29 protein-coding genes are annotated in these 26711 nt (G+C 35.0%); 11 read left to right on the forward strand and 18 right to left on the reverse strand.

Annotation, left to right across the window (positions count from 1 at the left end; all coding sequences use genetic code 11):
• Positions 1 to 92: 92 nt before the first annotated feature.
• The 9 genes from JIN86_RS00665 to JIN86_RS00705 all read right to left on the reverse strand — a co-directional run bounded on the left by JIN86_RS00665 (position 93) and on the right by JIN86_RS00705 (position 7886).
• Positions 93 to 647: a ferric reductase-like transmembrane domain-containing protein gene (locus tag JIN86_RS00665; protein ID WP_202341016.1), complete on the reverse strand. Its 555-nt coding sequence runs from the start codon at positions 645 to 647 to the stop codon at positions 93 to 95.
• Complete coding sequence (locus JIN86_RS00670; protein WP_202341017.1) at positions 637 to 1542, reverse strand: FAD:protein FMN transferase; 906 nt, start codon at positions 1540 to 1542, stop codon at positions 637 to 639. The genes JIN86_RS00665 and JIN86_RS00670 overlap by 11 nt, the downstream gene beginning before the upstream one ends.
• A 28-nt stretch (positions 1543 to 1570) precedes the next feature.
• Positions 1571 to 1831, reverse strand: a complete 261-nt coding sequence (locus JIN86_RS00675) for a hypothetical protein (RefSeq protein WP_004225151.1) — start codon at positions 1829 to 1831, stop codon at positions 1571 to 1573.
• 16 nt (positions 1832 to 1847) lie between these two features.
• Complete coding sequence (locus JIN86_RS00680; protein WP_202341018.1) at positions 1848 to 2492, reverse strand: copper amine oxidase N-terminal domain-containing protein; 645 nt, start codon at positions 2490 to 2492, stop codon at positions 1848 to 1850.
• A gap of 310 nt (positions 2493 to 2802) precedes the next feature.
• Positions 2803 to 4008 (reverse strand): EAL-associated domain-containing protein, encoded by a 1206-nt coding sequence (locus tag JIN86_RS00685; RefSeq protein WP_004225145.1) that lies wholly within the window; start codon positions 4006 to 4008, stop codon positions 2803 to 2805.
• 454 nt (positions 4009 to 4462) lie between these two features.
• Positions 4463 to 5566, reverse strand: coding sequence for a TFIIB-type zinc ribbon-containing protein (locus tag JIN86_RS00690; RefSeq protein ID WP_009370398.1), 1104 nt, complete (start codon positions 5564 to 5566; stop codon positions 4463 to 4465).
• Positions 5567 to 5580: 14 nt separating this feature from the next.
• Entirely contained in the window at positions 5581 to 6912 is a 1332-nt protein-coding gene (locus JIN86_RS00695) for an SPFH domain-containing protein (protein ID WP_202341019.1), read from the reverse strand.
• 162 nt (positions 6913 to 7074) lie between these two features.
• A complete protein-coding gene (locus JIN86_RS00700; protein ID WP_202341020.1) occupies positions 7075 to 7449 on the reverse strand; it encodes a DUF423 domain-containing protein in 375 nt (124 codons plus the stop codon).
• 11 nt (positions 7450 to 7460) lie between these two features.
• Complete coding sequence (locus JIN86_RS00705) at positions 7461 to 7886, reverse strand: acyl-CoA thioesterase (protein WP_004225136.1); 426 nt, start codon at positions 7884 to 7886, stop codon at positions 7461 to 7463.
• 403 nt (positions 7887 to 8289) lie between these two features.
• On the opposite strand from JIN86_RS00705, the gene JIN86_RS00710 reads away from it, so the two are divergent.
• From JIN86_RS00710 to JIN86_RS00720, 3 genes are all read left to right on the forward strand, one after another.
• The gene (locus tag JIN86_RS00710) at positions 8290 to 8472 is read left to right on the forward strand and encodes a hypothetical protein (protein WP_202341021.1); all 183 of its coding nucleotides are present in this window, start codon (positions 8290 to 8292) and stop codon (positions 8470 to 8472) included.
• A gap of 49 nt (positions 8473 to 8521) precedes the next feature.
• Positions 8522 to 8734, forward strand: a complete 213-nt coding sequence (locus JIN86_RS00715) for a hypothetical protein (RefSeq protein WP_202341022.1) — start codon at positions 8522 to 8524, stop codon at positions 8732 to 8734.
• A gap of 75 nt (positions 8735 to 8809) precedes the next feature.
• On the forward strand, positions 8810 to 8992 hold the full coding sequence (locus JIN86_RS00720; RefSeq protein WP_202341023.1) for a hypothetical protein: 183 nt from the start codon (positions 8810 to 8812) through the stop codon (positions 8990 to 8992).
• A 122-nt stretch (positions 8993 to 9114) separates the two neighbouring features.
• Here the strand turns inward: JIN86_RS00720 and JIN86_RS23395 are convergent, their stop codons facing one another.
• A complete protein-coding gene (locus JIN86_RS23395; protein ID WP_237497088.1) occupies positions 9115 to 9375 on the reverse strand; it encodes a hypothetical protein in 261 nt (86 codons plus the stop codon).
• 280 nt (positions 9376 to 9655) lie between these two features.
• On the opposite strand from JIN86_RS23395, the gene JIN86_RS00730 reads away from it, so the two are divergent.
• Complete coding sequence (locus tag JIN86_RS00730) at positions 9656 to 9811, forward strand: hypothetical protein (RefSeq protein ID WP_202341024.1); 156 nt, start codon at positions 9656 to 9658, stop codon at positions 9809 to 9811.
• 234 nt (positions 9812 to 10045) lie between these two features.
• Complete coding sequence (locus JIN86_RS00735) at positions 10046 to 10249, forward strand: hypothetical protein (protein WP_009370395.1); 204 nt, start codon at positions 10046 to 10048, stop codon at positions 10247 to 10249.
• A 19-nt stretch (positions 10250 to 10268) separates the two neighbouring features.
• Here JIN86_RS00735 and JIN86_RS00740 read toward each other — a convergent pair whose 3' ends face one another.
• From JIN86_RS00740 to JIN86_RS00755, 4 genes are all read right to left on the reverse strand, one after another.
• Positions 10269 to 10397 (reverse strand): IS3 family transposase, encoded by a 129-nt coding sequence (locus JIN86_RS00740; RefSeq protein ID WP_202341025.1) that lies wholly within the window; start codon positions 10395 to 10397, stop codon positions 10269 to 10271.
• Positions 10398 to 10606: 209 nt separating this feature from the next.
• Positions 10607 to 10795 carry a hypothetical protein gene (locus JIN86_RS00745; RefSeq protein ID WP_004225125.1) on the reverse strand — a complete coding sequence of 63 codons (189 nt, stop codon included), beginning with the start codon at positions 10793 to 10795 and terminating at the stop codon, positions 10607 to 10609.
• Positions 10796 to 11004: 209 nt separating this feature from the next.
• The gene (pbfA, locus tag JIN86_RS00750) at positions 11005 to 12363 is read right to left on the reverse strand and encodes a (R)-1-hydroxy-2-aminoethylphosphonate ammonia-lyase (RefSeq protein ID WP_202341026.1); all 1359 of its coding nucleotides are present in this window, start codon (positions 12361 to 12363) and stop codon (positions 11005 to 11007) included.
• Between the two features lie 794 nt (positions 12364 to 13157).
• Positions 13158 to 13742, reverse strand: coding sequence for a DUF3986 family protein (locus JIN86_RS00755; protein ID WP_202341027.1), 585 nt, complete (start codon positions 13740 to 13742; stop codon positions 13158 to 13160).
• Between the two features lie 588 nt (positions 13743 to 14330).
• On the opposite strand from JIN86_RS00755, the gene JIN86_RS00760 reads away from it, so the two are divergent.
• Both JIN86_RS00760 and JIN86_RS00765 read left to right on the forward strand, forming a co-directional pair.
• The gene (locus tag JIN86_RS00760) at positions 14331 to 15092 is read left to right on the forward strand and encodes a glycosyltransferase (RefSeq protein ID WP_202341028.1); all 762 of its coding nucleotides are present in this window, start codon (positions 14331 to 14333) and stop codon (positions 15090 to 15092) included.
• A 233-nt stretch (positions 15093 to 15325) separates the two neighbouring features.
• Entirely contained in the window at positions 15326 to 15772 is a 447-nt protein-coding gene (locus tag JIN86_RS00765) for a GNAT family N-acetyltransferase (RefSeq protein ID WP_202341029.1), read from the forward strand.
• 406 nt (positions 15773 to 16178) lie between these two features.
• On the opposite strand, the gene JIN86_RS23700 is transcribed toward JIN86_RS00765, so the two are convergent.
• On the reverse strand, positions 16179 to 16307 hold the full coding sequence (locus tag JIN86_RS23700) for a hypothetical protein (protein WP_255538101.1): 129 nt from the start codon (positions 16305 to 16307) through the stop codon (positions 16179 to 16181).
• A 271-nt stretch (positions 16308 to 16578) separates the two neighbouring features.
• Between JIN86_RS23700 and JIN86_RS00775 the strand changes: the two genes are divergently transcribed.
• Positions 16579 to 16779, forward strand: coding sequence for a hypothetical protein (locus JIN86_RS00775; protein WP_004225113.1), 201 nt, complete (start codon positions 16579 to 16581; stop codon positions 16777 to 16779).
• 955 nt (positions 16780 to 17734) lie between these two features.
• Here JIN86_RS00775 and JIN86_RS00780 read toward each other — a convergent pair.
• On the reverse strand, positions 17735 to 18436 hold the full coding sequence (locus JIN86_RS00780; protein WP_202341030.1) for a TraR/DksA C4-type zinc finger protein: 702 nt from the start codon (positions 18434 to 18436) through the stop codon (positions 17735 to 17737).
• A gap of 1003 nt (positions 18437 to 19439) precedes the next feature.
• Between JIN86_RS00780 and JIN86_RS00785 the strand changes: the two genes are divergently transcribed.
• On the forward strand, positions 19440 to 19622 hold the full coding sequence (locus JIN86_RS00785) for a hypothetical protein (protein WP_202341031.1): 183 nt from the start codon (positions 19440 to 19442) through the stop codon (positions 19620 to 19622).
• A gap of 124 nt (positions 19623 to 19746) precedes the next feature.
• Here JIN86_RS00785 and JIN86_RS00790 read toward each other — a convergent pair whose 3' ends face one another.
• Positions 19747 to 23874, reverse strand: a complete 4128-nt coding sequence (locus tag JIN86_RS00790) for a chitobiase/beta-hexosaminidase C-terminal domain-containing protein (protein ID WP_202341032.1) — start codon at positions 23872 to 23874, stop codon at positions 19747 to 19749.
• Positions 23875 to 24696: 822 nt separating this feature from the next.
• Positions 24697 to 25206 carry a ClbS/DfsB family four-helix bundle protein gene (locus JIN86_RS00795; protein ID WP_004225105.1) on the reverse strand — a complete coding sequence of 170 codons (510 nt, stop codon included), beginning with the start codon at positions 25204 to 25206 and terminating at the stop codon, positions 24697 to 24699.
• Between the two features lie 233 nt (positions 25207 to 25439).
• On the opposite strand from JIN86_RS00795, the gene JIN86_RS00800 reads away from it, so the two are divergent.
• On the forward strand, positions 25440 to 25643 hold the full coding sequence (locus JIN86_RS00800; RefSeq protein ID WP_004225104.1) for a hypothetical protein: 204 nt from the start codon (positions 25440 to 25442) through the stop codon (positions 25641 to 25643).
• A gap of 162 nt (positions 25644 to 25805) precedes the next feature.
• The gene (locus JIN86_RS00805) at positions 25806 to 26267 is read left to right on the forward strand and encodes a DinB family protein (protein ID WP_004225103.1); all 462 of its coding nucleotides are present in this window, start codon (positions 25806 to 25808) and stop codon (positions 26265 to 26267) included.
• Positions 26268 to 26711 lie beyond the last annotated feature (444 nt).

Here is a 26711-nt window from a genome sequence, read left to right on the forward strand (position 1 = left end):
TCAGTAGTGCCATTCAACTAGGTTATTTTTGTGAGCTACTTTGGCAGTCTAGCTAACATGGAGAAACTGCCTTTCCTCCATTCAAGCACCGCTTACTTGCTAACCCCTTGCTTTTGATCTTTCTTCTTAAACCCATCACTCATCAACCTTACAAGTAGTGCGATGATTATAACCATTACCGTACTACTATAAAATAAAATTACTAACATTTGATTAGAGTCAGTACCAATGAATAGCCCATGAATAAGTGATAATATCCAAGCAGGTAAAACAAGAAAATGTATCTTCTTCCAAAGTGAGAAGTTCATTTTATTTATCCATATATCTGATGTTACAAGAACTATTAAAAATAAATAAAAAGCTATGGTTCCCAGCCCAGACAACAATGGCTGATAGTTCGCGCTAAAAGGTAATACGATATCAGCAATAGTATAGGGTTCGTATTGATCAATCATTAGTAAAAGTAAATGTACAATAACAGTTATAAATCCCATCCATCCACTCATTTGATGTAATTGAAAGTACAAGTTTTTATTGGACTTGAGAGTAGAAGATTTCCTTAGTAAACCAAACAAAATGGACATACTGAAGTAAAAATAACTTAAAAGCCCTAATAATCGAATCCATTCCCAAGTACTAAATAACATCTAACTTTTCTCCTCCTTTCAACCAATATATACTTCCATCATCTTTTGCTATCAAGCAAGCGCAAGACATCTGTAGTTTGTCAAACCACACTTGTAATTCTTGTTCATTTAATAAAAAAGCAAGTTTTGTTGCTACTTCTGCTTGACATAATGAGTTTGTTATTATTGTTGTTTGAAGTATAGGGCTAAGGATTACCTCTCCAGTTCTTCCATCTAATAAGTGATGCTTTTCTTTCCCCTGCTGTTTCCAACTTCTAAATATACGATTTGAAGTGGCAATTGCTCCATTTTGAATTCTAATTGTACTGATCTCTTCGTGTATATGAAATGGATGAGCAATCCCAATGGTCCATGTCTTGTTGCCTGACGACCACATTTTCATATCTCCACCACCATCTACAATTCCAAACTCTGGAGAAATCTGTCTAAGCCAATCAGCTATTTTTTCAACTACGTATCCTTTGGCAAATCCACCTAAATCAATTAATTGATTATCCGTTTTTAAAACTTCATTGTGATCCAAAAAAAGAAATGGCTTATTTGCCTTTTTTTCTATTTGTATTGGCTTATACTTTGATTCGTGAAAAGGAAAGGATCGATCATACCCATGTTGTTCTAAATGTAATTTTAAATACGGAGAAAATATATTATTAGTTAATGTATAATAGTTGTCTGCTGCTTTTAAACAATCGTATAATGCAGGAGTAATTTTGCCTATTTCTCCTACCTTTAGTTGATTAATTTGATTTAACTCATTATTTGGCTCAAATCTTGACCACTCTCTTGCAACGTATTGCAACCATTTCACCACTTTGTCTTTCCAATCAATTTGTTGTGTTCCAGCAATTTCAATATAAAAGTTTGTATTCATCGTGTTTAGTGATAAGGTATCCAAGCAATTTCAACTCCACTTCAAACTAAGTTTAGGATCGTTTGGTCGTTCGATCGGTCCGAATTTTATTTGGTTGTTGTAGCTGATTCACTCCCACAATTTCAAAATTTGTCCAATCCAATTGAACAAGTTCCCTTTCTCGGTCTGACATTTTTTTTGATTGTTCATTTGTCAAATTTAGATCAGCTATGTTTGTATCTGATGGAACATGATTAAATTGCGTTAATAGTAAAGAAGATAATATTACTCCAGAGGTACCTAATATCCATTTAGCTTTCTTTTGATCTTTCATTTAATCATCTCCTTTTTTATTTTAATAACTTCAATACAACAGCGTTATTCATTTCTTGCCATTCAGCCACATAGCCCAAACCATTTGAAATTACACTAATTGGAACATATATATTATCATTCAAGTAAAATGTAACAGCTGGTATCGGCGATTTTATCTCGTTATAGTACACAACATTTGTCCCCGCACGAAAAATTAGTTCTGTACCAGCTTTATTAATTTCTAATATTTTACTATTATCATAATTAACTACTTTTGCACCTAAAAGTTCAGCAACAATTTTACCTGGCACATATATTTCACCATCTAAAGGAATCAAGTAAAGTGACACTGTATTATTATTATTTTCTAGTTTTATTTGAATTTCTTTCGCTTCTTTAAAGGGTAACTCTCCTTTATTTACATAAGTCGATCTTGTCCAAATATTCCATGTATTACTATTTGTTTCAAGGTATCTTTGGTCATAATATTCGTACTCATCCTCTTCTTTATAATAATCATCATCTTCCTCGTCATCATCATCATCTTCATAATCATTGTGCTTTTTATGAACATCACCCTCGTATTTTTCATAATCTTCTTCATCATCCGCATTTGCTATTTTGGCATCAACAAATGGCCAAATTAAAATCATAATTAGAAGTATTTTGATAATCCTCATTTTTTCAGCTCCTTTTTGTTATTTCCATCTTAATTAAGCTAAATGAAAAAATACTGAAAAAACAAAATCGTTCATTCCAAATTTAACAAATGTATTGCTTGCCCTTTTTGTTTCGATAGAGGTAGGTAATTTTCTATGAGAATTTAAATAGCATTCTTGATTGAAATCAAAAAAATTGCCTTCTACAAAAATAGAAGGCAACTTCAGTATTTTACTAGGCTTTTAGGATTCTCCCATCATACCTAGTTCACTAAATATATCGAATTGCAATTGTACTCCTGATATGTTGTCACTAAAGAAATTACTAATATTATCTAAAGATTTTGTGCTCATAAAGATAATCATAGGAAAGGTCAACAAACAAATATTCATGCTCGTTGATCGCAATGGAGAATGTTCTTGTAATTTCTCCTGTTTCAATATCCCGATACAATTCAGAGATTTCCCCACTTTGATCGTTGCGCATTTTAATAATTGTTTGAAGGAAATAAGGACGCCAGCTCCAATTTTTATTGATGGCACGCGGCTGTAGCTCCCAATTCCCATCAATTCGCATAACGTTAGGCGTTAACTGGAATCCGTCCTCATTACAAATATAGAGACGGAAGGAGTAGCTATCCAATAATTCAGCTAAGTACTCTAAATGGGAGACATTGTCGCTTGTTGGTTTCACACGGTGAACAATCGCCTCTAATTCCTCCCTTAATTTTTTCAACTGCAAATATTGCGCCTCTAGCATTTTCTTTTCGGAAGTAATAAATTGCTGGCATTCTTTTTTAAAACGTTCCTTTAATATATCCTTATCAACAAAAGTCATAGCTGGATTTGCTAGGTATGGCCCTTGATAAAATCTACCACCATTTTTCCAAGCAAATTGTAGTTGATAAACCGTTTCAATTTCTTCAAATAATAGATTCGCTCCAATTTTATAAGCTAGGCTACCAATGGCAGAAATCATGTCCGATTGAGCGGACCAAGAATCGTAATTTAAATCACGTGTATTGACTTTTAAGATATGTGGTGCCAATAGCGCAATATGCTCTAAATGACTTTCGGCGCCTACTTCCTGAACGGCAATTTTCACCCCAAACGTCGTAAAATAGCGTAGGGCGTGATGTAATTTGTTAATATCCCCTATAAAACGATGCTCTGATACGACAAGTACGATACGCTGTAAATCTTTTTCCTCTAGATATTGTTGGATAATATTAAAATGACTTTCACCAAAATCTTGCATCAATAAATTTGGATTGCTTGGAATATAAATATCAATTTCTGGTGCAATTTCATCAATTTTGGCTAATGCCGCATGTAAAATTTTGTGTTCCATATCAATTCGATATTCTTCTGGAATATCTTCATTGTTGACGAAATCCTTTAAATTAATTTGCTGACCTTGAATTTGTAGATATCCGGAAATTTCGTAGGCAATCACCGTATGCGCGTCTGCGCTAAATATCGGTTGATAATACCCATGTATTTGATCTAAATTTGTTAACACTTCAATTGCGTCCATCATCGAAACCTCCAATATGAATAACGTTTTTGTTGTTATTCAAAAATAACATTACATTTATCATGACTAGCTTAAAAAATGCTCTCTGACTGTATAATAAGTTGTTTAAAGTAAAATCGCAACTTCACTACTCATCATTTATGGCAAATCCGCCCTCATTTTTAACCACCATTGCATTAGTTGATTTTTATCCATTCTAACGATTTTCCTACATAGTAAGTTGCTTTTTACACCATCTTGCAACCTTATGCTTTTGTCCATCCAAGGCTGTTCTAATATTTTACTCTCCCTTTAATCTATGCAACTTGACGCAATGACAGCCGTGATAATGGATGATGATTATCCTATATAAGCCAATTAATTCAGTCATTTACCCAGTATTTAAGGACAATTTTATGAAAAAACAGTATCCCAAAAGGACAACAAAAGGCTCCTACTGGCATACTGTTTATTATTATTCAGACATAAAGAAATACCAAATCAGAGTGATTACTGCTAAGGATAAAATAACAGCAATTGTTACGCGAAGCGGCGAGATAGGAGCATTGCCGCCAACTCGACCCGTTTGTCCATTCACCATAAAGCGGTAAACCTTCTCCTTATAGCGGAAAGAGGATAACCAAATGGGTAACATTAAATATTTGTATGTAATATCATCATGGTTTGTGGAAAAACGTAGATTGGATACTACATCCGCCCTATTTTCCCAACGAATTTTGGACGTAATCTGCGCATGGAGATGATCATGAATTTCACTTTTTGCTTGGCTCCAGCCATCCTGCAAACCAACACTGTAACGCTCTGATAAAAATCCAGCTACATATTGGGGTTTATAGGCCTTATTATTAAGAAGATTAAATGGTTCAATTTTTCGCATCATGTCCCGATCATAGCGTGTTGTGGCACTCACTAAATGATCGTCTATAAATTCCTGATAAAAACCACTTGTTGAATACCAATCTGTTTCAGTATGCGTTTTACCATCTTTATCCGTAACCGTTCGATGTCGTCCATATCTTGCGGAGTATCTGGAGCTTGTTTTTGAATCAAATGTCCAATACGGGAGGTATACCCCTTTAAAGGCATCAGGCTTTGCACTTATTTTGGCAGCCTTTGGTGTAAACCATCGACCTTTGATCCATTTCTGAAAATGTTCTCCAGCCTGCTTATCTGTTACTTCAAAAGCACATACGCCATTGGGAGCAAGCGTATTTTCAGCGCTCGCTTCCATGACCTGATTTGAGCCGCAGTAAGGACAACTGTCAGCGACCTGCAGGGCATCATAAATTGTCTCGGCCGCACAAGCTTTACAAATAACTGTTTTCTTCTCCACGCCCCAATTGAAATTCCCACGTTCCTCTGCTTTTAAGAAGTCCATTTCCTGAGCAACCTTTTCCTCTTCTTGTTCAGGGGTTGCAATTTCTGATTCAAATCCACAATACGGACAAGTCAGCTTACCTGTAGCAGGATTAAACTCAATTGATGCACTACAGGACGGACATTCTGCATCAAAGTCAAGTTTTACTTGTTTGACATTTTCAACTTCTTGCGTTGACATAGGTCATCATCTCCTTACTTGACATCTTTTTCATCAAAAACATCGCCGCATTCTGGACAGAATTTAGGCGGATTGGCAGGGTCCTCTGGTGCCCACCCACATTTATCACATGCATAGAGTAAAGCACCAGCTGTTTTTTTAGAGCCACACTCGCTACAAAACTTTCCTTTATTCACCGCTCCACATGTACATGTCCAGCCCTCTTCCACTGGTTTTGCTGCCCCGCAATTTGAACAGAATTTCCCTGTGTTGTCATGACCACATGCACATGTCCATGTTCCAAGTGCTTTGGCTGATTGATTTTGCAACGCAGCCTGAGCCATTTGCGCTTGCTTATTTTGCTCATTCATTTGATAAAGCTGACCAGCATTGACTCCACCTGCTTGTGCAGCCATATTCATCCCCATAAAGCCTGCCATAGCGCCACCATCATTGTTAGCAGCTGCAATCATCGCTTCTGCCTGAGCGCCTGTTAAATGGGCAGCAGCCATACCTGGATCACGCATGACCGCATTGCGTTGTAGTTGTTTTATCATGGCTTCGTCTTCCTCAGAAGCCTTCAGGGTACTAATGCCAAATGACACAACAGCTAAACCACGTGTAGCAAGCCACTTTTCTGATAATACCTTATTGAGTGCGTCTGCTAAGGCAACCGTATGCGCAGGTATTTCACTATAACGAACGCCACTTGCTGAAATTTGTGCAAAAGCTGGCTGTAACGCTGTCATTAATTCTGATTTTAACTGGCTATCAATGGCCTCTCGCGTAAATTCACGCTCTACATTTCCACATACATTTGTATAGAATAATAACGGATCAATGATTCTATAAGAATACTCACCATGGCAACGAATGGCAATGTCGATATCTAATCCGATATTACGATCAATAACTCGGAATGGAATTGGTGCAGGAGTGCCATATTTATTCCCAACAATCTCCTTTTTATTAAAATAATAAACTCGCTGATCTTTAGCAGGTTCCCCACCAAATGTAAAACGCTTGCCTATCTGTTTAAATGTTTCTATTATGCCTTGGGATAAATCTGAGCCGTACATAATCGAAGGTTCTGTTGATGTATCATAGACATATTCCCCAGCTTCTGAAGAAAACTCTACAACTTTTCCCTGTTCAACAATCATCATACATTGCCCTTCATTGACGGCAATAATCGAGCCATTGCTAATAATGTTGTCATTTCCTTTATTTGAACCTCGTTTAGAAGTGCGTTTAACACCCTTAGTTACTAGAACATCTGAGGATAATGACTCACAATAAAAATACTCACGCCATTGATCCTCTAAAACACCTGTTAATGCCCCAACGCCTGCTTTCAATAAACCCATAAATATTCCCACCTTCACATTGATGTTTAGCTTATTTTAACATCTCTTAATATTATGTAATACGCAAAATCAGACAAATTGTTTCATTTTCTTCCTTTCAACTAAAAAACGAGAAGCTCCTATGATATAAATCATCAGAACGTTCTCGTTACTTTTTCTGTATCAGGATAAGGCAGCTATTATAACAAGCACCCACGCAATAATAAATAACATGCCACCAATTGGCGTAATCGCACCTAGCTTTTTCACACCTGTCACGGCTAGCACATATAGACTACCAGAGAAGAATACAATCCCTGTAAACATCAAGTAGCCTGCCCAAGAAAGCAAACTAGAGCTTCCTAAAAATGCATCATTGGATAGAATGCCAAGGGCTAGAATCCCTAAAGCATGGTACATCTGATATTGCACAGCCGTTTCCCAAATGGCTGCATAATGCGGTGAGGCAAACTTATCCTTGAGTGCATGTGCACCAAAAGCACCTAAAACAACACCAAGAGCTGCCAAAATAGCGCCTAAAGCTAGAAACATTTCCATCTATTGTTCTCCTATTTTGCCTCGACGGCAATTTCTTTATATTTGGCATCCCAAGCTGGGTCAATCTTACTTAATGATACCGGTCGCAATGTATCCTTATGCGCAAGAATATGTACGGATTGAGCTGTGGCTGCTACCGTGCCATCCTCATGTAAAATTTCATAGCCATACGTAGTTCGTAAACGATCATGCTTTTCTACCCAAGTGCGCACCGTCGCCACTTGTCCATAATGCATGGCTGCTTTATACGAAATCGATAAATCCATCACAGGCGATACATAGCCATCTTTTTCTAATGCAGCATACTCAAAGCCAGCATCACTTACAAGCTGGGTACGCCCAATTTCCATCCAAATGATGTAGTTCGCATGGTACACCACGCCCATCTGGTCGGTCTCTGCGTACCGTATTTCAATTTGTTTCTCACTCACAAACATTTTCTTCACCTCGTCCTACATTATAGCGTAAAAGTGTTGATTTGGTGGGGTTTTTGCTCTAAGGAAATCGGAATGGTGAAAAATAGAGGGATGCTTTTCTTGAATATCTAAAATAAATATAGGTTTTTCTAATATGAAATATAATTCATATAAACTCATATAAACACTTTTAAGTGGGGTACTATCTGGAGTACCTCTTTATTCTTAATAAATAAGCATACATGAGCAGTTACACTGATCTGTATTTACACACAGTAGGCCACTCATTTCATTCATATGAGTGACCTATTTATTATTTATAACGTACTGACAATACCTACTAGTATTGATACAATTTCATTGTATTACCATTCAATCCTTATTTTATGGTAGTACCTAGATGATAAGGAAGGTGGAAAATCATATGTACGCTGAACAACAAATTACTGAGTACTTAAAACCAGTAGGAAGGAATCTTGCAATAAATTTACAGAATGAGCTACACACACTAGCAGGACATGTTGAGGAATATGAAATTGTAGAAAACGTTGGACTCGCTTGCCGTGGTTTAAGGGGGTTTCACTATATATTGTTGTTGCCACATTAAATATTGCAAGTTGGACTGTTATTGGTAGTGCTTTTGGGGTGCTGGAGCTATGGGCGCAAATTTAGGTAAAGATAAATCAATTGCAACTCTTTTCTTAAAGAGATTTAATGGCGAAAAAATTCCACTTGTAATAAAATGCGATAAAAAAGATTTTGAAAAGCTTTCACTTTTAATAGTTGCTGAAGAGGAAGAGTTACACACGCAACTGTCACTTCCCTTCCTGCGACATCATCAATTCCTAAAGAAGAATTCATTAAACTAAAGAGCTATTAGATTTAGTTATCCTAACGCAAGAAGGATTTGATGCAAAGAAGAAACAGCTATTAGGGAGATAGTAATGAAATTTATAAAAAGAATAATTGGATTGATTATATTAATATTTGGTATCCTATTATTAAATATTACAATAAAAGATGCCATAATAAAAAGTATAATTTTGAAAATGGTTGGCGGTATTGTGATGATTATAGGAATCATAATTTTGAATAAGAAAAAACAAAAAATTAGGGACTTAAAATAAAACTAACCAGGTACTCATTTGAGCGCCTGGTTAGTTTTTAGAAATACCTCTGTAAAAAAGATTATCCTTGCATAATTGCTTGGATTGGCTAGTCTTTAATCTTATTAAAATATCTTTTGAGTTTAGTTTTTAGTTACTAATACTTGATCAGCTTTAACCCATTCTGCACCTAAATTATACCAACTATCTTTAGCTGCATGCACTTTATAAGTCCCTGGTGCTAATTGGCGTTTAAATGCTCCATTAGGAGAACTATACTTATGAATAGTAGTTGTAACAGTTGCATGGTGATTAGCAATAGTTCCATAAGCATTGTGGATATAGCCAGATCCAACATTATAGTATAGAGTGCCATCAGCTGCATATTCTCTTTGACCATACACTTTGTATTTTCCACCAGCTTCAAGTTGACCGATAATTTCATATCCAACATTTTTGAACACATTTGCTTTCTGAGTAATTGTAATCGTTGCCCAAGTTCCATCATAAGTATGGTAGCTAACTGTTGGCTTGTCCCCATTTAAATTTCGTTAAGAACATTTGTTCTTGTTTTAAGAATAGAACAAATGTTCTCATTTTTCAAGGGAATATATTCATTTTAAGTAAAATAATTAAATTGAACATTGAATTTAAATACTAGTACTTTTAGGGTGTAGAAAGGATGTGAACAAAGTAGATTATGATAAGGTTTTAGCTTATTTAGTCGCAGTCGCTACTGTAATTAATTTGCTGAAAGGCTCAGTAAAAAATATTCAAGGCATGCGAACAGGTAAGCAAAATAAAAAGCGATGCCCCTCTCGCAAAGGTAAACGTCGCTAAAAGCTTACAGAAGGAGGTTAGCCACTCCTTCCCTATAATCTTATCATATCCATTGTATTATGAAAAATATCGGATATGTAGCAGCTTTTGCATTTGCTATTTACGCTTTGATTAATATGGTGAATTGGAAACAACCAGGCTTCTTCGATGTATCTATGATTATTATTTACTCTTTTTGTTTAATCTTAGTGATATTAAATATCATAGTATATTTTAAAAAAAGGAAGGATTAAAATGGAGAAGAATTTTCAGACTGAAGCTAATAAACGTTGGCAAGAGAAGAATAAAGAGCGTGCAAAATACATTAGCGCACGATCAAGAGCGCGTAGCTTTATTAAAAACCACGCTTTAGAGGAAGATTTAGAGGAGTTTATGGAATTGATTCTAGAACGCAAACAAATATTAAATGAAATGAAAATAGACCAAGACGGCATGTAGCTGTGAAGTGAACCCTTATTTATGCAGCTAATCGGCTGGCATAAGCTCGGTATTTTACCGGACCGATGCCAGCCAATCTTTGTTTAATTCGATCGTTATTATAGTAATCCATATACTTTTCTATTTTCTTCTTTAACTTTTCATTCATGATTTCCTCCTTGCCCAATTTAGTTATCCATAAGAATCCCTAAACTGTTCAAAAGTGTATTTGTTCTCGTTCTTTATAGCGTCTGGGAGAAAAAAGACAAAATAAAAAGCCACTCAAAATGAATGGCTCAATCTCAAGCTTAGTATTTAAATTCTTGCACTAAAAGTTATTACTTATCTTGCCAACAATTTTGTTAGTGGCACTACGATTTATTGTAATCGCTCTAAATCCTGATATTCTTTCATATAAGGACCATCTTCTGCAACAAATGAATGATACAATGCCTTTACTGCAAAATTTTTCTCTAAACCCATTTCAGATTTTAGCTTTTTTAATTCATCATGCAATGTTCGATGTTCATTTATAAGCTTTAGCATAATTGTCTTATTATATTTCATTACATCCGTCCTTTTTGTTTACAACATGAATGCTATAATACACTATTTTCACTTATAATCGCAATAACAGCCTTGAATACCCCACCTCCATCGACCTTTGTTTGTTTTGGAATGGTTACATCAAGTTTCTTTATATAATAAAAACACCTCATATGAGATGTTTAGTTGCTTCAGTCTAATAAATTGTATAAATTCTTCATAAATCTATATCACTGCTCTAAAACCTCTTGGATAGATTGTTCTAAAATATCCATTGCCAGTTCTAATTGATGTTCCTTAATGATAAGTGGTGGAGTGAGAGTAAGCACATTTCCTTGGGATACTTTAAAGCTTAATCCCTTTTCCATACATTTATACATTACTTGCTCTGCTTCAGATATAGCTTTTTCTTTCGAATTGCGTTTTAATACTAATTCTACTCCGTATAAAAGACCGATTCCTCGAACATCACCTATAATTTCATATTTTCCTTGCATCTTTTTAAGACGTATTCTCATATAATTTCCTAATTGATTAGCCTTATCAATTAATTTAAAATCCTCGATATAATTAAGAGTAGCCAATGCTGCTGCACAACCTAATGAACTTTTTTCATGAGTGTAATGACCGAGTGCAATATCTTGGGCAACATCAAGGTCTCCTTTTACGAGCATCGCTGCCATTGGAAATACGCCTCCACCCAATCCTTTTCCCAATAAAACAATATCTGGAATAACTCCAAAGTTTTCAAAAGTGAACATTTTACCTGTTCGCCCTAAAGCTGTTGGAATTTCATCAAAAATCAATAATATATTGTTCCTATCACAAATATTACGTAAACGTTGATAGTACTCTTTTGGTGGGATATGCACGTCTGTACAACGAACAGGCTCTAAAATAATTGCACCGATTTCATTTTCTCTTTCAAGTACATATTCTAAATAATCAAGGGATTTAAATCTACCATTGTCATCATCAAACAAACCACGATATGAATTGTAAGGAGCTATATGCAGACTCCCTGGCATTAAAGGACCCATACCGTTACGGAAGAGTGCTTCTCCTCCAACTGAAATAGCGTCTAAAGATGCACCATGAAATGAATCCCACATAGATATAGTTTTAAATTTACCTGTTACCTTTCTAACAAGTTTTAAAGCCATTCCAACAGCTGAAGTTCCCCCAGGAGTCAATAGTACTTTATTTAAACTTTCTGGTGCAATGTCAACTAATTTTTTTGCCAACTGGATCGCAACTTTATTTGTATAACGTCTTGGTGAGAATGGAAGAATATCCAACTGCTCTTTTACTGCTTGAATAACATACTCATTACCATAACCTATTTGATGAACATTATTTCCGTGAAAATCCATATACTTTCTTCCATCTATATCCTCTATGTAAATACCATAGCTTTTTTCAATAATATTTAAACAAGGAGTAGAAAGAGATTGATGTAAATAATACTTGGAATCATCGTTTAAAAGCTCAAATGATTCTTTGCTTAAGTGTTTTTCTTGCCATAAAGAACGAGTTTTTGTTAAATTAATGTCCCCCTCTGTTCTTAAAACTTCAATGTTTTTTTCCATTATTTCTTCTCCTCTCATTGTAGGCAATTAATTCTTTTACCTAAACAAAATAACATGTTTTTTTTAATTAGATATTAATATCTTGTAAATCTTTTCACCTAATCACATTTATACGTAGTTGTTATGAATCAATAATAATAACCTACGCTCATAGAACACTGACGAATCAAAGGCGAGAAACTTTGCTCGATACTTACTTTTCAACCCACACGAAGGATGTTTTGATTATAATTTGTTTATAACGATTTTTTCTCTAACAATAAATTGTGTTTTACTTTTAAATGGAAAAAATTTTGTCGAAATCTCCAATGCGAAAGTAAAGCTGCATGAGCATTTACTTCAACTTTAATCATTGGTATATGTTTGCTCTCAAAACCACACCAAACTCTGCCCTCTCGACTCGAAGTGTTTTGGCAGTTTGACGCAGTTTTCAAAGCAAAAGAAAAAAGCATCATAAAGCTATTACAATGCTTTTATAGTTCTTGTTTAGACAGGAATAAGTAAAAGTAGATTTGCACCTTGTATGGTAATTTTCGTGGTATCTCGTTTATGCCCGATCTTGCTGGAGCTTCAGCGCCCTATACAAAGAGCCATTAGCTACACCACTACATTACGTCTACCTATTCCGCCACTACTCCTTTACATCAGCCTTACTCCTACCGAACCTACCTCCGAGTTTACAATACAAATTTTAAATCACAAACGATCGTTCATGTTTTACATTTGTTCCTTTTGTTTCTTTTTCCTTGTTGAATTAAGTACCTATTAGTTCAATGAAAACCATGTAGATGGAATCATTTATTACCACGTTGCTTTAGTATTACATTTTCAACATATTGGCTGAATTTCTCCTCTGCATCGGAATAAAATTTGACACTAAAGAGCAAAGGGTCCATAGGGTATTTAAGTTTTTTTTGATTGGGAGAATCAAAATTATCATATTCCACTTTCGTAGAAAAATCTTCAAAATAAATGTCCCACATTCCTTGTTCATTTTTATACCCAATAGCTTCAATATAATCATCATTTTCTTCGTCATAATAAGTGATATGCCAATGACGACCTTTTAAATGCTCCTTTATTTCTTCAGCATACGGTTCAAATGATGTCTCTATCTCCACTAATTCCATCCCTTCGGAAAGGTCATTTCTATTTAGATAGGAAGGTTCAGGAAGCTCTTCATTGTCATAAAGGATTCCAGCCAAAGTGTAAGCTAAATCCTTTTTGGCATCTTGTATTGCTTTGTGTCTAGTTTCTCTTCTTGTTAATGGATATTCCCATCCATTTTCAAGAAACAGAGTAGGGAAATAAACACAAAATATTCCTTCATCATCTTGCTGTATGAAAGCTGGATAAATTAATCTATCGAGATTTACCATAGCTACACATCCTCTCTATTTCTTTATAATAAATTATTTTAGGAAAATTGTAATGATCAAATCTCAACTGAAACGCTGCATTATTTGAAGCAAAAACGTCCCTAAGCGTCGTTGGTAAACATTTCTTAAAAGCTTGTTATTCAACAATCTGGACCTTAATTGAAAACGAGCGCTGTTTTTTGTTACAGAATCCCGCACGATTGAGAAACAACTTTATTGTTACTCAGTAAAATCCACCTTTCAATAAAGAGGAAGCAAAAGGGTTATCAGGCAAATACAAACCCTATGACGAGTAAACAATAAATACTAGGAACTCAATTTTATATGAGCGCCTGATTATTTTTGTTGAACTTATTAATGCAATTCTTAACATTCAAGAATGCGATTTCTCCAGATAGTGAAGCTTGCAATGGCTTTGGCTCTAGCCACGCCACTTTTGGTTCTGGTTACAATTTGATTAGCGATTTTAGCTGTTATGAAGTAGCTATATTTTGAATATATTGTTACGAAATTGCCATAAAATAATTTATATGTAAATGATATACTGTTTTTGTAAGTACTAATTATATAGGGGAGAGGGATTTTGCTATGTCCGAAAGCAAGCAATTTATTAAGGATATAAATGAAAATAATGTGAAATTTTCCGTAATAATACCCGCTCACAACGAAGAAAAGTACATCGGGGGATGCCTAGAATCAATCGTCAAAGCTGCACAACTTTATAAAGATCAAGTAGAAGTGATTGTTGTGCTTAATCGTTGTACAGATAGAACAGAGGAAATTGCAAAGTCATACAATTGTATAACATTGATTAATGAAGATAAAAATTTATCCAAAATTAGAAATGCAGGAGCAGCACTAGCAAAAGGAGAAATTCTAATTACAATTGATGCAGATACTCGAATGACTGAACACTTGTTATCAGAAGCTGAAAAGCATCTAGCATCTAATCAATATATTGGAGGCGGCGTAAACGGAAATTTTGAAAGAATTTCGCTTGGAATCATTGTTTCTACCTTTCTCTTAATTGTTCCCTTATTGTTTAAATATGGATTGATTTCTGTAGGGATTTTTTGGTGCTATCGAAAGGACTTTCAAGCAATAAAAGGTTTTAATGAGAAGATGCTGATGGCTGAAGATGCTGATTTTGCAAAACGATTAAAACAATTGGGTAAAACAAATGGTAAAAAATACGGAACAATAAAAAATGGTATGATTACTTCTTGCAGGCGTTTTGACCATTATGGGGACTGGATTTTACTTAAACGACCTAGTATGATTTTAGCTTATCTAAAAGGCAATAATCATAAGGCTGCAAATGAAGCCTATTACGACGATCAAGCAAGATGATAATGAGTAGACTCAATTGTCTTATATAAAAACAGATACATCTATGGGCCAATTAATTGAATAGCACTTACTAAATTACAGTAAGATATTGAATATAATTACTTGTTTTTTGTACTTTTAAGGAGGCGTTGTCGATGAGAAATTATTTATACTTGATTGGGCGAAAAAACAAGGGGATAACGTTTCAATAGCCCATAAACTACGTGATTCCCCTTCAAAGGGAGAGTACCAGATTGAAGAAAATTTATTTAAAGCCTATTGATAAAAGTAATTGGGAAGAAGCAATTAGATTATCTGTTAAAGAAGAACAACAAACATTTATTGCATCCAATCTTTATTCTATTGCAGAAGTTCAATTTCTAGATAATTTCTATGCAAAAGGTATTTTTCTTGATAATAAAATGATAGGATTTACTATGTTTGGAATAGACCCTGATGACCATAATTATTGGATTTATAGACTTATGATTGATGAAGAATTTCAAGGTAAAGGTATAGGTAAACAAGCAATATATCAGGTTATTGAAGAGATAAGACGAAATAATACTGCAAACGTTCCTTTAATAATGATTGGATACGATCCTGAAAATCTTACTGCAAAATTTGTATATAAAAAGGTAGGATTTATTGAGACTGAATTATCATCTTGGGGTGAACAATTAGCTAAGTATTCCTTGTAAGCACTTGATTTTACCACAATGAATATTTAGACTATTAAATTAAAGGGGCAGATTGTGGAGTAACATAAATAGGAAATGATTAAACCTTTTATAAAAAAATGAACCAATTTCATTATTAAGAGCGTGTTTTAATCAATTTTTTACAAAACACGTTCTTTTTATGTTGCTTCTTCATTTAAACTCCCTGCTAGTTTAGTATAAACTTTCAAAATTCAGTAACATTATTATATACTAATATACGTTTTACATTCCTCCACAATCTGGCCCGATTGTTGAACATTCTGACTCAAAATATTATTTCTTACTCTAAAAATTGTCGTACTAGATAATCTCATTTGCTTTCCAATTGCACGCATGCTATTCCCATCTTGTAATCTATGAAAGACTTCAACCTCTCTATCCCCTTCTACAATGGAATGCGGTTCTGCACCTCTGCAATCTTATGCTCATATTCCTTAATCCGATAATTTCGCGAATATACACGACGTTCTACTTCTTCTACCTTCGCTACCAGCTGCCGTGCTTCCTCCATCATTTCAACCATCCATCAATAATTCTCAATCCACTGAAGTAAATTCTCTTTTGCCCTTTTAACATAGGTTTGCCCTCCTAAGTTGCGTTATAATGACTTATCTGACTAGCCTAGAAGGGCATAAACCAATTCGAGCTGTGGCGAGTGATAACACTGTGCTTTTTTTAGTTACTGTGTAATATGTTCATATTGTGCAGTTGTTTGTTGTATTCGTGTGAAATATATCAGGTTTTTTATGCTATAATTTACATACATTACATAAAGAGGTGATATTATGGAAAATAATAAATTAGTTTGTAAGACTTGTGGTAAGGATTCCTTTATAAGCGGTCAAGTTGGTGGTAATAGTAGTTCGGGTAATATAAGACCGATTGGTTCAAAAATGGCTTTTGGTTCACCAATTCTTATGACTTTTTGCAAAAACTGCGGAGAGATTGCATCACTCAAAGTTGCTAATCCTAAAAAATTCATATAAAACTTCTGTTTAGGGTCATTTCCAACCTAGTGACCCTTTTTCGTTTCTTTCTTTTCAACTAATCTCTGCTACGGTTTTATCAATCTTTTCTGGCAATTTCTTCTTTACTTACATAGTCAATACTCCGTTGAACGTAACAATGTTCACTTTTGAATTATTCATTTCTATGACGAACAATTTCAATTGCTTCGTTCAGTAATTCATCATCCATCGCTGGCAAATGCATCTTTTGAATATAAATTGACTAATACTACCGTAATTAAGAATTTAACCTTTTTTCTTGCTGCACAAATTCTTTCTAATTCGAAGTGATTTCGCATTTCTTACACTTAAATTCCTCAATTTCATATCCATCTGCAAGCACAATAATATCGCCTGTAACCACCACTTTTTCCCCCACACTTCTTACACTTTTTAATTTGATTTACTCCTTCACATTTTCTTTCATATATTCACAGCATATCGACTGCTGCTAGCACACATTTCTGGTAAATTCCCTCACTGCCTTAATCCCATATCAATTACTTTTTTTCTCTTATTACTGGGGTCGCAAGTGCAAACCGATCTCTAGTAGCCAACATAATTACACGTGACTTCACGGCAATTGCCGAAAAAATTCAACTTTTAACCAAACTCTGCCCTGTCAACTCATAGTGTTTTGGCTGTTTGGTGCAGTTTTCAAAGCAAAAGAAAAAGCCTCCATCCTAAGATGAAAGCTTAAATATTATGGTAATCCTATTGTGGAGAGCTCACTTGCAACTCGTGATAGAGCGACACCACGTTATTTTGGATGTAGGTTGGTCGTTGGTCTGTTTTTTCCTAACATTGAGGTTATTGTAAATAGCAAAGGACCTACCTCCGCGTTTACATCATATTTTTCTTATTACAAAACATGCTGAAAGTTTTACATTCGTTCCAAACATTTTATTAAAGCATTCATTTATAACAATTGCGCCTATCTTTTTGAATCCCACATTTCATCCTCTAAATAATCAAATTTTCTCGCGTGTTCTACTTCCTGAATGGAAACTTGGCGTGTTAGTTCATCTGTTTCAGAGATATGGTATGAATCCCATTCGTCATTAACGGCAATTTCTTCAGGGTCTTCATATAATTCATCATAATCTTCAAAATCCCCTTCAAAATCGGAAGGTGTTTCAGAAGTTCCATATTTCGCCACAACTTGAAACATATCTTCATAATCATGAATATCATCCTTGTCATCTCGGCCAGCAAAAGAATTGTCTACTGGAGGAAGCATCACTTGCTCTTCAACCGGTCGATCTGTTGGAACTTCTTTTGCAGTATGTTCAATACAAAAAGAGGTATAAGGCAGTGCCACCAATCGATCATACGGGATATCTTGTTGACAAACTTCACATACGCCATAGGTACCATCCTCAATCTTTTGTAAGGCCGTATTTACTTTTGCTAACTCATCATTGTCATGGACCTTTAACGCCATATCTTTTTCACGCTCGTATAATTCGGTACCCAGATCTGCTGGATGATTATCGATTGTTGACAACTCATCAACTGAATCCCGTAAACTATCTCGTTCTAAATATTCATCATCTGTATCCATTCTTCGTTGGAGCGAGTGTTTTTGCTCAATTAACATATTTTTTAGCTTTGATATCTTCTTCTCATTTAGCATTGTCATCACGTCCTTTTCATTATTATGAACGAATTTGATTGAATTATTTGTTTGTAAGGATAAGTTTAAAGACAAAAATACTCTTTAATAAATATGCCAAATATAATTAGTTTAGCGTGCGTGCGAATATGGATATATTATATCCGCATGTTTTCTATGCCCTTTTACATTGTCCTAAAAGTTATTGCCTTCGAATAAAATGCCATTACATTTGATAATTGGAGGCTATTTATGAGTTATTATTATCATTATATTTAAAATAATGTTCAGCAAGATTTCTCTTCCTTGCTGAACATTTTATTCAGAGTGTTCAGTAACATTCCTTTGTTTTTATGACACTCACCAATGAAAACAGAGAATAGGTTAACTAAAAACACAATTTGTGTTAACCTATATACATACCATTATTTGGAGGTGTGTGTGTTGACTGACAAAAATAAAATATTACTTAGTTCGGTTGGCAGTTTGGCTTTATTTACTTTAGGTGGATATAGGATATTCACTAGCAACTTAGAAGCTATGTCCATACTAGTAGCCTATATTTTCTTTATTTATGGATTTATAGGCTTTGTTTTTAATGTAGTAAAGTTGTCAAAAACCCCACGTACTTAGCATTGCTTCGTTGCAATGCTTTTTTCGTTTGCCATAGTCCCTGCTTTCATCTGCACAAAAGTATGATTTAGTCGGGTTTTTGCTCTAAGGAAATTGAAACGGTGAAAAATAGAGGGATGCTTTTCTTGATAGTTAAAATAAATAGCGATTTTTCTAACATGATATTCACTACCATCTAAACTTCTATAAATACTTTTAAGTGGGGTATACTTATAAATAGTTTTATACATTAAGCATGAGTAGTTACTCTTATACATACAATGCGTCCCTCATTTACCTCCAACTGAAATAATTGTATTGAAAGAAAGGTTGGATGCTAATCTTTGATAAAAAGAAACTGCTTTGGGAGTGGAGTAAAAATTAGTGCTTATTTAAATAAGGGGATGATCGATTGAAATATATTTCTGGTTTGATTGGATTTATTTTTATTGCCTTTGGCAGTTTACTAATGAATATCACTGAAAATGGAGAGACATTTACAAATGTAACATTAAAGATTTCAGGGTTCTTTGCTTTAATTATCGGTTTAAAATTTATTTTTCCAAATATGGGCTTTATAAAAAGTAAAAAATAACCAAGTAATCATATGGACACTTGGTTATTTTTTGATTAATCAACAACTTTTCAGTGTTATAGGTTAGTTGCAAACAACCCAGCACCAAATCAATATAGACTAGTGCTGGATTGTTTTTTAGATACTACTTAAATTCAATTTCCTCTGCCGAAGCCCCTTTAGTATACGTAATGGTCGCTCCATCAGGTAAATTTCGTATTTCTTTTACATTTTTTCCTTCGATAATAATTTCACCAATTTTCGTACCTTTAAAGTCAATAATCGCATTTCCTTTTTTGGGACTAATCGTTACTGTTTTATCTGCAAATCCTTCCCCATGGAATTCAGCATATTGACTAAATACTGCAATTCCATTTTTAATTTTCGTATTTTTCCCTAACGATAGCGAAATGCTTGGGCGATTCATTATTAATTTACCTGTTTTGTAGTTATCATAGTTGTATACATTTTCAGGTGTTATTGGTGTAGGTATTTCCTCATTCTCTGCCTTCAAATCAATTTGAACTAATACTGGGTCATGATCTGATGCACGGCCCTGTGCTTCTGTAAAGTTCGCATTTATATGAATCAAGTCAATTTCTGTAACGTCAGCAAGCTTATTCGAAACTAAAATATGATCCAACACTTGATTGTTTCCTTGGAAGAAGTACGTAAAACGATCTTGCTCTTGGGCTTTATCTATCATATTCGTTAAAACATCACCTTTTAACGTTTGAAGAGCTGGTGTGAATTCAAAGTCATTCATGTCCCCTGCTACAATGATATTTAAATCTGGGTTAATGGCAAGTCCTTCATCGATAAAATCATTGATGGCTTGAGCAAGTTGAATACGTTTCTTAACTGATTCTAGCACTGGTGGCTGAGTTGGTCCCCAAAGTGAACCATCTCCCCCTTTAGAATTTAGGTGAGCCCCGATAATCACTACACGTTCTTTCTGAAATTCAAATTCGGCTGCAATTGGTTTTCGTGTATCTACAAATTTTGATGGATCAACAAAGCCAGGATTTAAAGTAAGGCTTCCATCTGCTGTCCACGTATTGGTTTGGTCACCCATCCCTTTTATACCTGACACTAATGAAACACGATTTGGATTATATAGGTAGCCTACACGAATATTACCGCCAGGTGCACCACCTACTGTATTGTTAATTGGCATGACATCAATCCAATCATACGCAGGACCACCCGTAGCTTTAATTGAATGAATTAATCGCATATAGCTTTCCGATGCATCTGCATTTCCTGAATCAGTTTGTCCATCATTATCTTGAACTTCGACTAATGTAATAATATCTGGTGATTTCATATTATTCACAAAGGTCGCTGCTATTCTGGCCACTTTTTCGTTTGATGTATTGGCAGGATTATTCGAAAAGTTTTCGATATTATAGGAAGCGACATTTAACTTGTCCGCTACTGGTTCAAGATGCGTCACCTCTTGCTGAAGATTCGCTTTTGTCACTTCTGGGAAGACTTTATTTGTGTTCAGTCGATAGCCATCTGTAAAATTTTCTACAAATCCGATAAGGGCATCATTAAAACGATCACCTGAATCATAGTTTTTCCCTGCTACCCCTTCAAGCATAATTTTTTCTGGGTTATAATCATCGGCCGCTATATTTAAACCGCCATTCACATTGAATGTATTATTTGTCGTGCTCGGTACAACAATTGGAGAATCGTTATTATAAATCGGTCCTATCACTCTCGCATCTGGGAATGATACCAGCATATACTCGATAGATTCCCAAAAATCGATACCATCTTCTTGTGGGTCAAAAATTGCAAAACTATCATTATCGATAATTTTATTTGGTGGCAACAGATCCTCCCCTATCACAAGGGCTTCTGGAATTCCTGCTGTACCTGTTTTTGTAATATTTGTTGCTGCAATTTGTGTATCTGTCAATCGAGAGTTGCCACCAGCCTCTACTACATTTCCTGATACGTTAATAACGTCCCCTACTGCTACATTATGTCCTGTCTTGTTTACTTTGATAGCAGTTGATTTTACGCCATCAAATGACGACTCGTTTTCCTGCATAATAAAGCTAGTTGAATTTAAAACGAATGTTACAATTCCCGCCACATCATTTACTGTTAAATCGACATATGGTGATTTATGGCTTGCCCCTTGAATATCGCTAATCTTGGCATTTTTAGTATCAATAATTTCATAAACAAATGTAGCAATTGCACTGTTTGTTAAACCTTCTTTCACTGCAATCGCTTTAAGCGTCATTGGTTTATTAACAAGGATTTCCTCTGTATACTTTGCACTAGCTGTTGTTGGCGTTGAGCCATCCACTGTGTAATAAATCGTAGCTCCTTCAGTCATTGTAGAAAGGGAGACTTTCGTGCCAGCTGTTACGCCCCCTACGTGCGAAGCTTTGATATCCTGCACCTTTGTTACATCTTCAATAACGCGAAGTGGGAGCAATTGGTGGTTTGTATATTGACCAACAATTCCTGTAATTTCCCCATACGTTTTTCCACTCACTAAACCAGAGTCTCTTGTTTTATCGTAAATAGCAAATGGGCCTACTTCATCAGTACCTGTAAAGTTTTGACCCGAACCAGTAACGGTAACATTTTTAAGTGAAACTAGTTTCGATTCATTGTCTTCTGTGACCTCATTACTTTTAATAAGATGTGGCTCTGGTATTGTCGAAGGAACAGGCATACCGACAAGTGAAATATTCGTTAATTGCTTTAGACCGCTATATTCATCTACGCGTCCTTGCACCGTCACCCGATCACCGACATTTGCGGCAAGACTATCCACAGGATAAATGGCTATCGCCGCCCCATCTTCATCTTGAATGTGCGCTGTAGCTGTTTCTAATTTGGCTGTCACGATCCCTGATACGATAACAATTTGCCCGATTTCTTTATTACGAGCTTCCGTAATGGATATAACGGTTGGCTCTTCTTTAACTGTATAATTAAAGGATGCAATGTCACTATCATCTAGGCCTGTTGCAGTAGCAAATGCTTTTATAGTCATGGCTTCATTTACAACTATCCCTGCTGCTGCATCATACACCTCACTAGCTACTGACGGTTCAGAACCATCGATTGTGTAATAGATGGTTGCATTTGGGATATTTGTAGACAATGTTACTTTTGTTCCTTCATAAACTTCGCCTGTTGCTGGTAAAGCCTTAACTTTCTCTACTTGTGTTGGCTCATAGTTTGATACTAATTGGAAGCTTTCCGCGCTTAACGTTTTTAATTGATAGGTCCCGTTAAAAATTGACGCAATCCCTGTCACTGTGATGACATCATTGTTATTGAAACCATCTGCTTCAAACTGAGAGAACTGATAGCCTGTGCGGTTATCATGGCGAATTAACAGTTCGTTATTTGCTGCATCGACTGCTTTAAATTCAAATGTACCATACGTACCAGATGGCGCTAAATATTTAATCTTCACATTTTCAAGTGTGATTAATCTACCTTGTGTGCTATCATCTGCAATCGGAAGAGTCACTGTTTGCGGTTCAGGTGCTGTCCCTGTAGAAATCCGTTCAATTGTCGGTGAATTAAATTGAACTTCTCCACTATATAAACTAGTTTTCCCTGTGATGCTGACAATATCTCCAACAGCTAAGCTCCCTGCTTCTGCAGAACTAGAGAAGACATATACCCCTGCTGTCTCATCCTGTACATAGAAGGCCTTGCCTCCCCAGCTACCAGGTGTTGTCGTAACCGTCCCTTGAATTTTTACTGTGCTGTCTGTTCCAACAGCTGCACGAGCTTCGGCAATTGTTGCTGTCTCGGGAGGATTTGGTTCAGTAGTATCGTCCCCAACAAACTCCATTGAAGTTGGTGATTTTAGCCCTGCATGGTTACCAAAATATTTTTCCAGTGAACCTGTTATTCTAACTTTTTTCCCAAGATTACTTGGGTTAGTAAATAATCCGAAATTGGCTCTATAGGAGCTTGGTAATTGAATATACAGCATTTTCGTGACATCTGTTTCATCTGGTGTACCAGCAATCGCAATATTTGTGTCACTATCTGCTATCACAGAATAAGAAGTTTCGCTTTTGGCGAATCCTACTATATATCCCTCTACAGTAACATTACTCTTTACTGCGGTTGGATCAAATTGATTGACCGCTTCCCCCACTCCAATAGCTTCTGTCGTTTCGGCCTTTACAACTGTGAAGTAAGGTGAAATCATAGAGATTACAAGTAAAAATGATAACGCTATTTTAGTAACGACATTACATTCATATTTCTTCATTCGCTTAGCTCCTTATGATTTTAATCTAAAATAATCTTTTCCTTAGGTTTTACATGGAAGTTATTATTCAATTACTGTATTCCCTTCAACGGTTAACCCATTTAAAGAGAGGGTACATTTGGCGCATAAATGATTAAATCCCCCGAAATAGTACCTGTACTACCAGATGGCATTAAAGAAATTCATATTTAAAGCTTCTCCAACATACAGATGATTAGTTTTTTCGGGTTTAAATATACCATCATGGAACGATCATTAAATTATTAATCTTTTTATAAACTTGTGGCGAGCGCTGTACATCCTTGTAATCGGTGCTACTACTACCACTGAAGCTGTTAATGCGTTTCAATATATTTACTCATACTTAGAGTAATCCCTCCCTGTTTAATAAAGATAAGTTTTAAATCCTATTAACACAATTACTGGTAATTATCAAACAATACCAATATATTGTTTAACATAATAATTTTAACAGAAAAATAATAAATACTTTGTTATTTAATATGAATATTCTAAATTCTATGTAAAACAGTACATATTTATCTTTCACAATAGTCATTAGAATAGTAGTTTTATATTATGTAATTACATTTTCGTATGTATAAAAGCGCTAATGTACCTACTCAGCTCCATCAGGCATAAATACAGAAAGATTGTTTCTTGCTCATTCCCTACCACCTTCTTCTTATGAAGCATCTAGATACAGTAAAACGACTCATAGCCCATCACACTTGTTGTCATAGTGGATAATAAAAAGCCTTCCATTTGTGGAAGGCTAAAGTAAATTCGTTTGGTTTGTTATAGTAAGGAACATTCAATTTTTTAAAGGTTCATCTTCTTCCATTTACGAATTTTGGTTCTAAAATTTGTAAATGGAGCAACTGAGTTAATATGAACCCATTTCCAAACAGGCCAATTAGCTTGTGTTTTTGCCCATCGTCTTTGGTCAACTTCAAATAACTCCTTTTCTGAAAGGGTATTTAACCACTCACATAAATGATTGACAGCTTCATTCAGCATGGACTGTTGTTCCTTCAAAGAGTACTCTCCGTATTGTTTATAAAAAGAGTTATACAATCCACTTAGATTATTCCATTTATAGCCTTCTGCAGGTGTATGTACTTCTTCTCCCTTTTGTTCTTTTTGCTCCCAATGAAGCAAAAGATTTATCCATCCAAGTTGATAAGAAAGATTTTCAGACGGCGTTTTATCAACTTCTTTCATCCGTTTATTTTTTAAGATTTCGGGTATATCATTAAATTCGGCAATATATTTTTTATACTTTTCGTCAATCGTACTAATTAATTCTTCTTTGTTGGCATACTGTCTCACTCTATTTCCCTCCCTACCATCTATTTCTTCATGTTCAGTCTACCATAATGCGAATACACTAATTTTTACATTTTATTAAAAAGTTGTTATTTGATAAGTGTTACCTTCTATCTTTTCAGTGGATGTATAAGTAACCAAAATTTACACACACTAACCTTTAGTGTATTACCCATAATGAATGAACAGAGGGTTTTATTTCTTATGTGTGATGATTAATAATAGAGGTGCTTGAAGTGACTACATTCGGAAAATGCTTATATATCGCATTCTTTATCATCATTTTTTTATTTACAACCATTTGGAATTATATTAAAAATGGTCATTGGGCTTTGCTAGAAAATTTATTCTTTGCCTTTTGGGTGGCCAGTTTCTTATTCATGGCATTACTACTTAGAAGTAAAAAAGAAGAATCGAAAAAAGCTGAAAATAGAAGCTGATTTGCCTGTTTTAACTGACTAGTGTTAAAATTCTCATCTATATTTGCTGTAGCTCTAATAAGCTGCAGCTTTTTTATGGTTGCACTAAACTAGTATTTTATCCGTACATTCAAACTTAAAATGTTATACTATTCAAAAAATACTTTTAGGAAGGAAACGTGAATGATGGAGGCTAAGACCATTTTGTTAGATCAACTTTTAGCTAATGCAAATGACCCAAGTTGGTATATCTCATTTTCTGAAGTCGTAGAAGGGCTATCTGAAGCAGAAGCCTTTTGGAAACCCGATTCTTCTAGCCATAGTATGGCTGAAATTGTCCAACATCTAATCTATTGGAATGAAATTTGGCAAATACGGTATCGAGAAAATCAAGTGAAGGCCCCTTCGCAAACAAATAATGCAAATACGTTTCTAGTTAAAGAGGAGGTAACTTTCAATGAATTAAAAGAAAAATTATTACATATCCTACTTAAGTGGCAAGAATTAATTGAGGAAGAGCAACTTTTATCTCTCGTAAATGGGTTCCCTGTGAAAGCGCAATGGTGGGCTATCATATCTAATGCCGCTACCCATAATGCCTATCATATTGGACAGCTCGCCTATTTACGTAAAATGGAAAAATAGACATTTATATGCTATACTCTTAAAATAGGACTACTGTTAATAGTCCTATTTTTGTTTGCCGCCGCTTATTTAACACAAATACCACCAAAGGAAGATGCATGTGAGCCTAGAAGAAATTACACAGATCTATTCATTTTACTTCTTCACGACACCAATTTTAGTAAGATTAATTGTATTTAATTTTATTTTTAAAGCCCATAAACATACTATGGTTATTGTATTGGATGCGATTGTTTTAATATCAACCACGATTTGGTTAATATTGATTAGAGATGTCATTCTCCCTCTGCCTTCGTTAACTTTAAATGTATTCAGTGTACTTTACATCCTTTTGATTATTGACATTTCTCTCAATTATTATCGCTTAAAAAGGAAGCGTCCTTGAAGTAAAATGCCCAATTCATACATATAAACAAGCTCCAAATAAAAGAAAAAAGCATCTTT

The organism is Lysinibacillus sp. HST-98 (assembly GCF_016757845.1).
GTDB classification, from domain to species: domain Bacteria; phylum Bacillota; class Bacilli; order Bacillales_A; family Planococcaceae; genus Lysinibacillus; species Lysinibacillus capsici.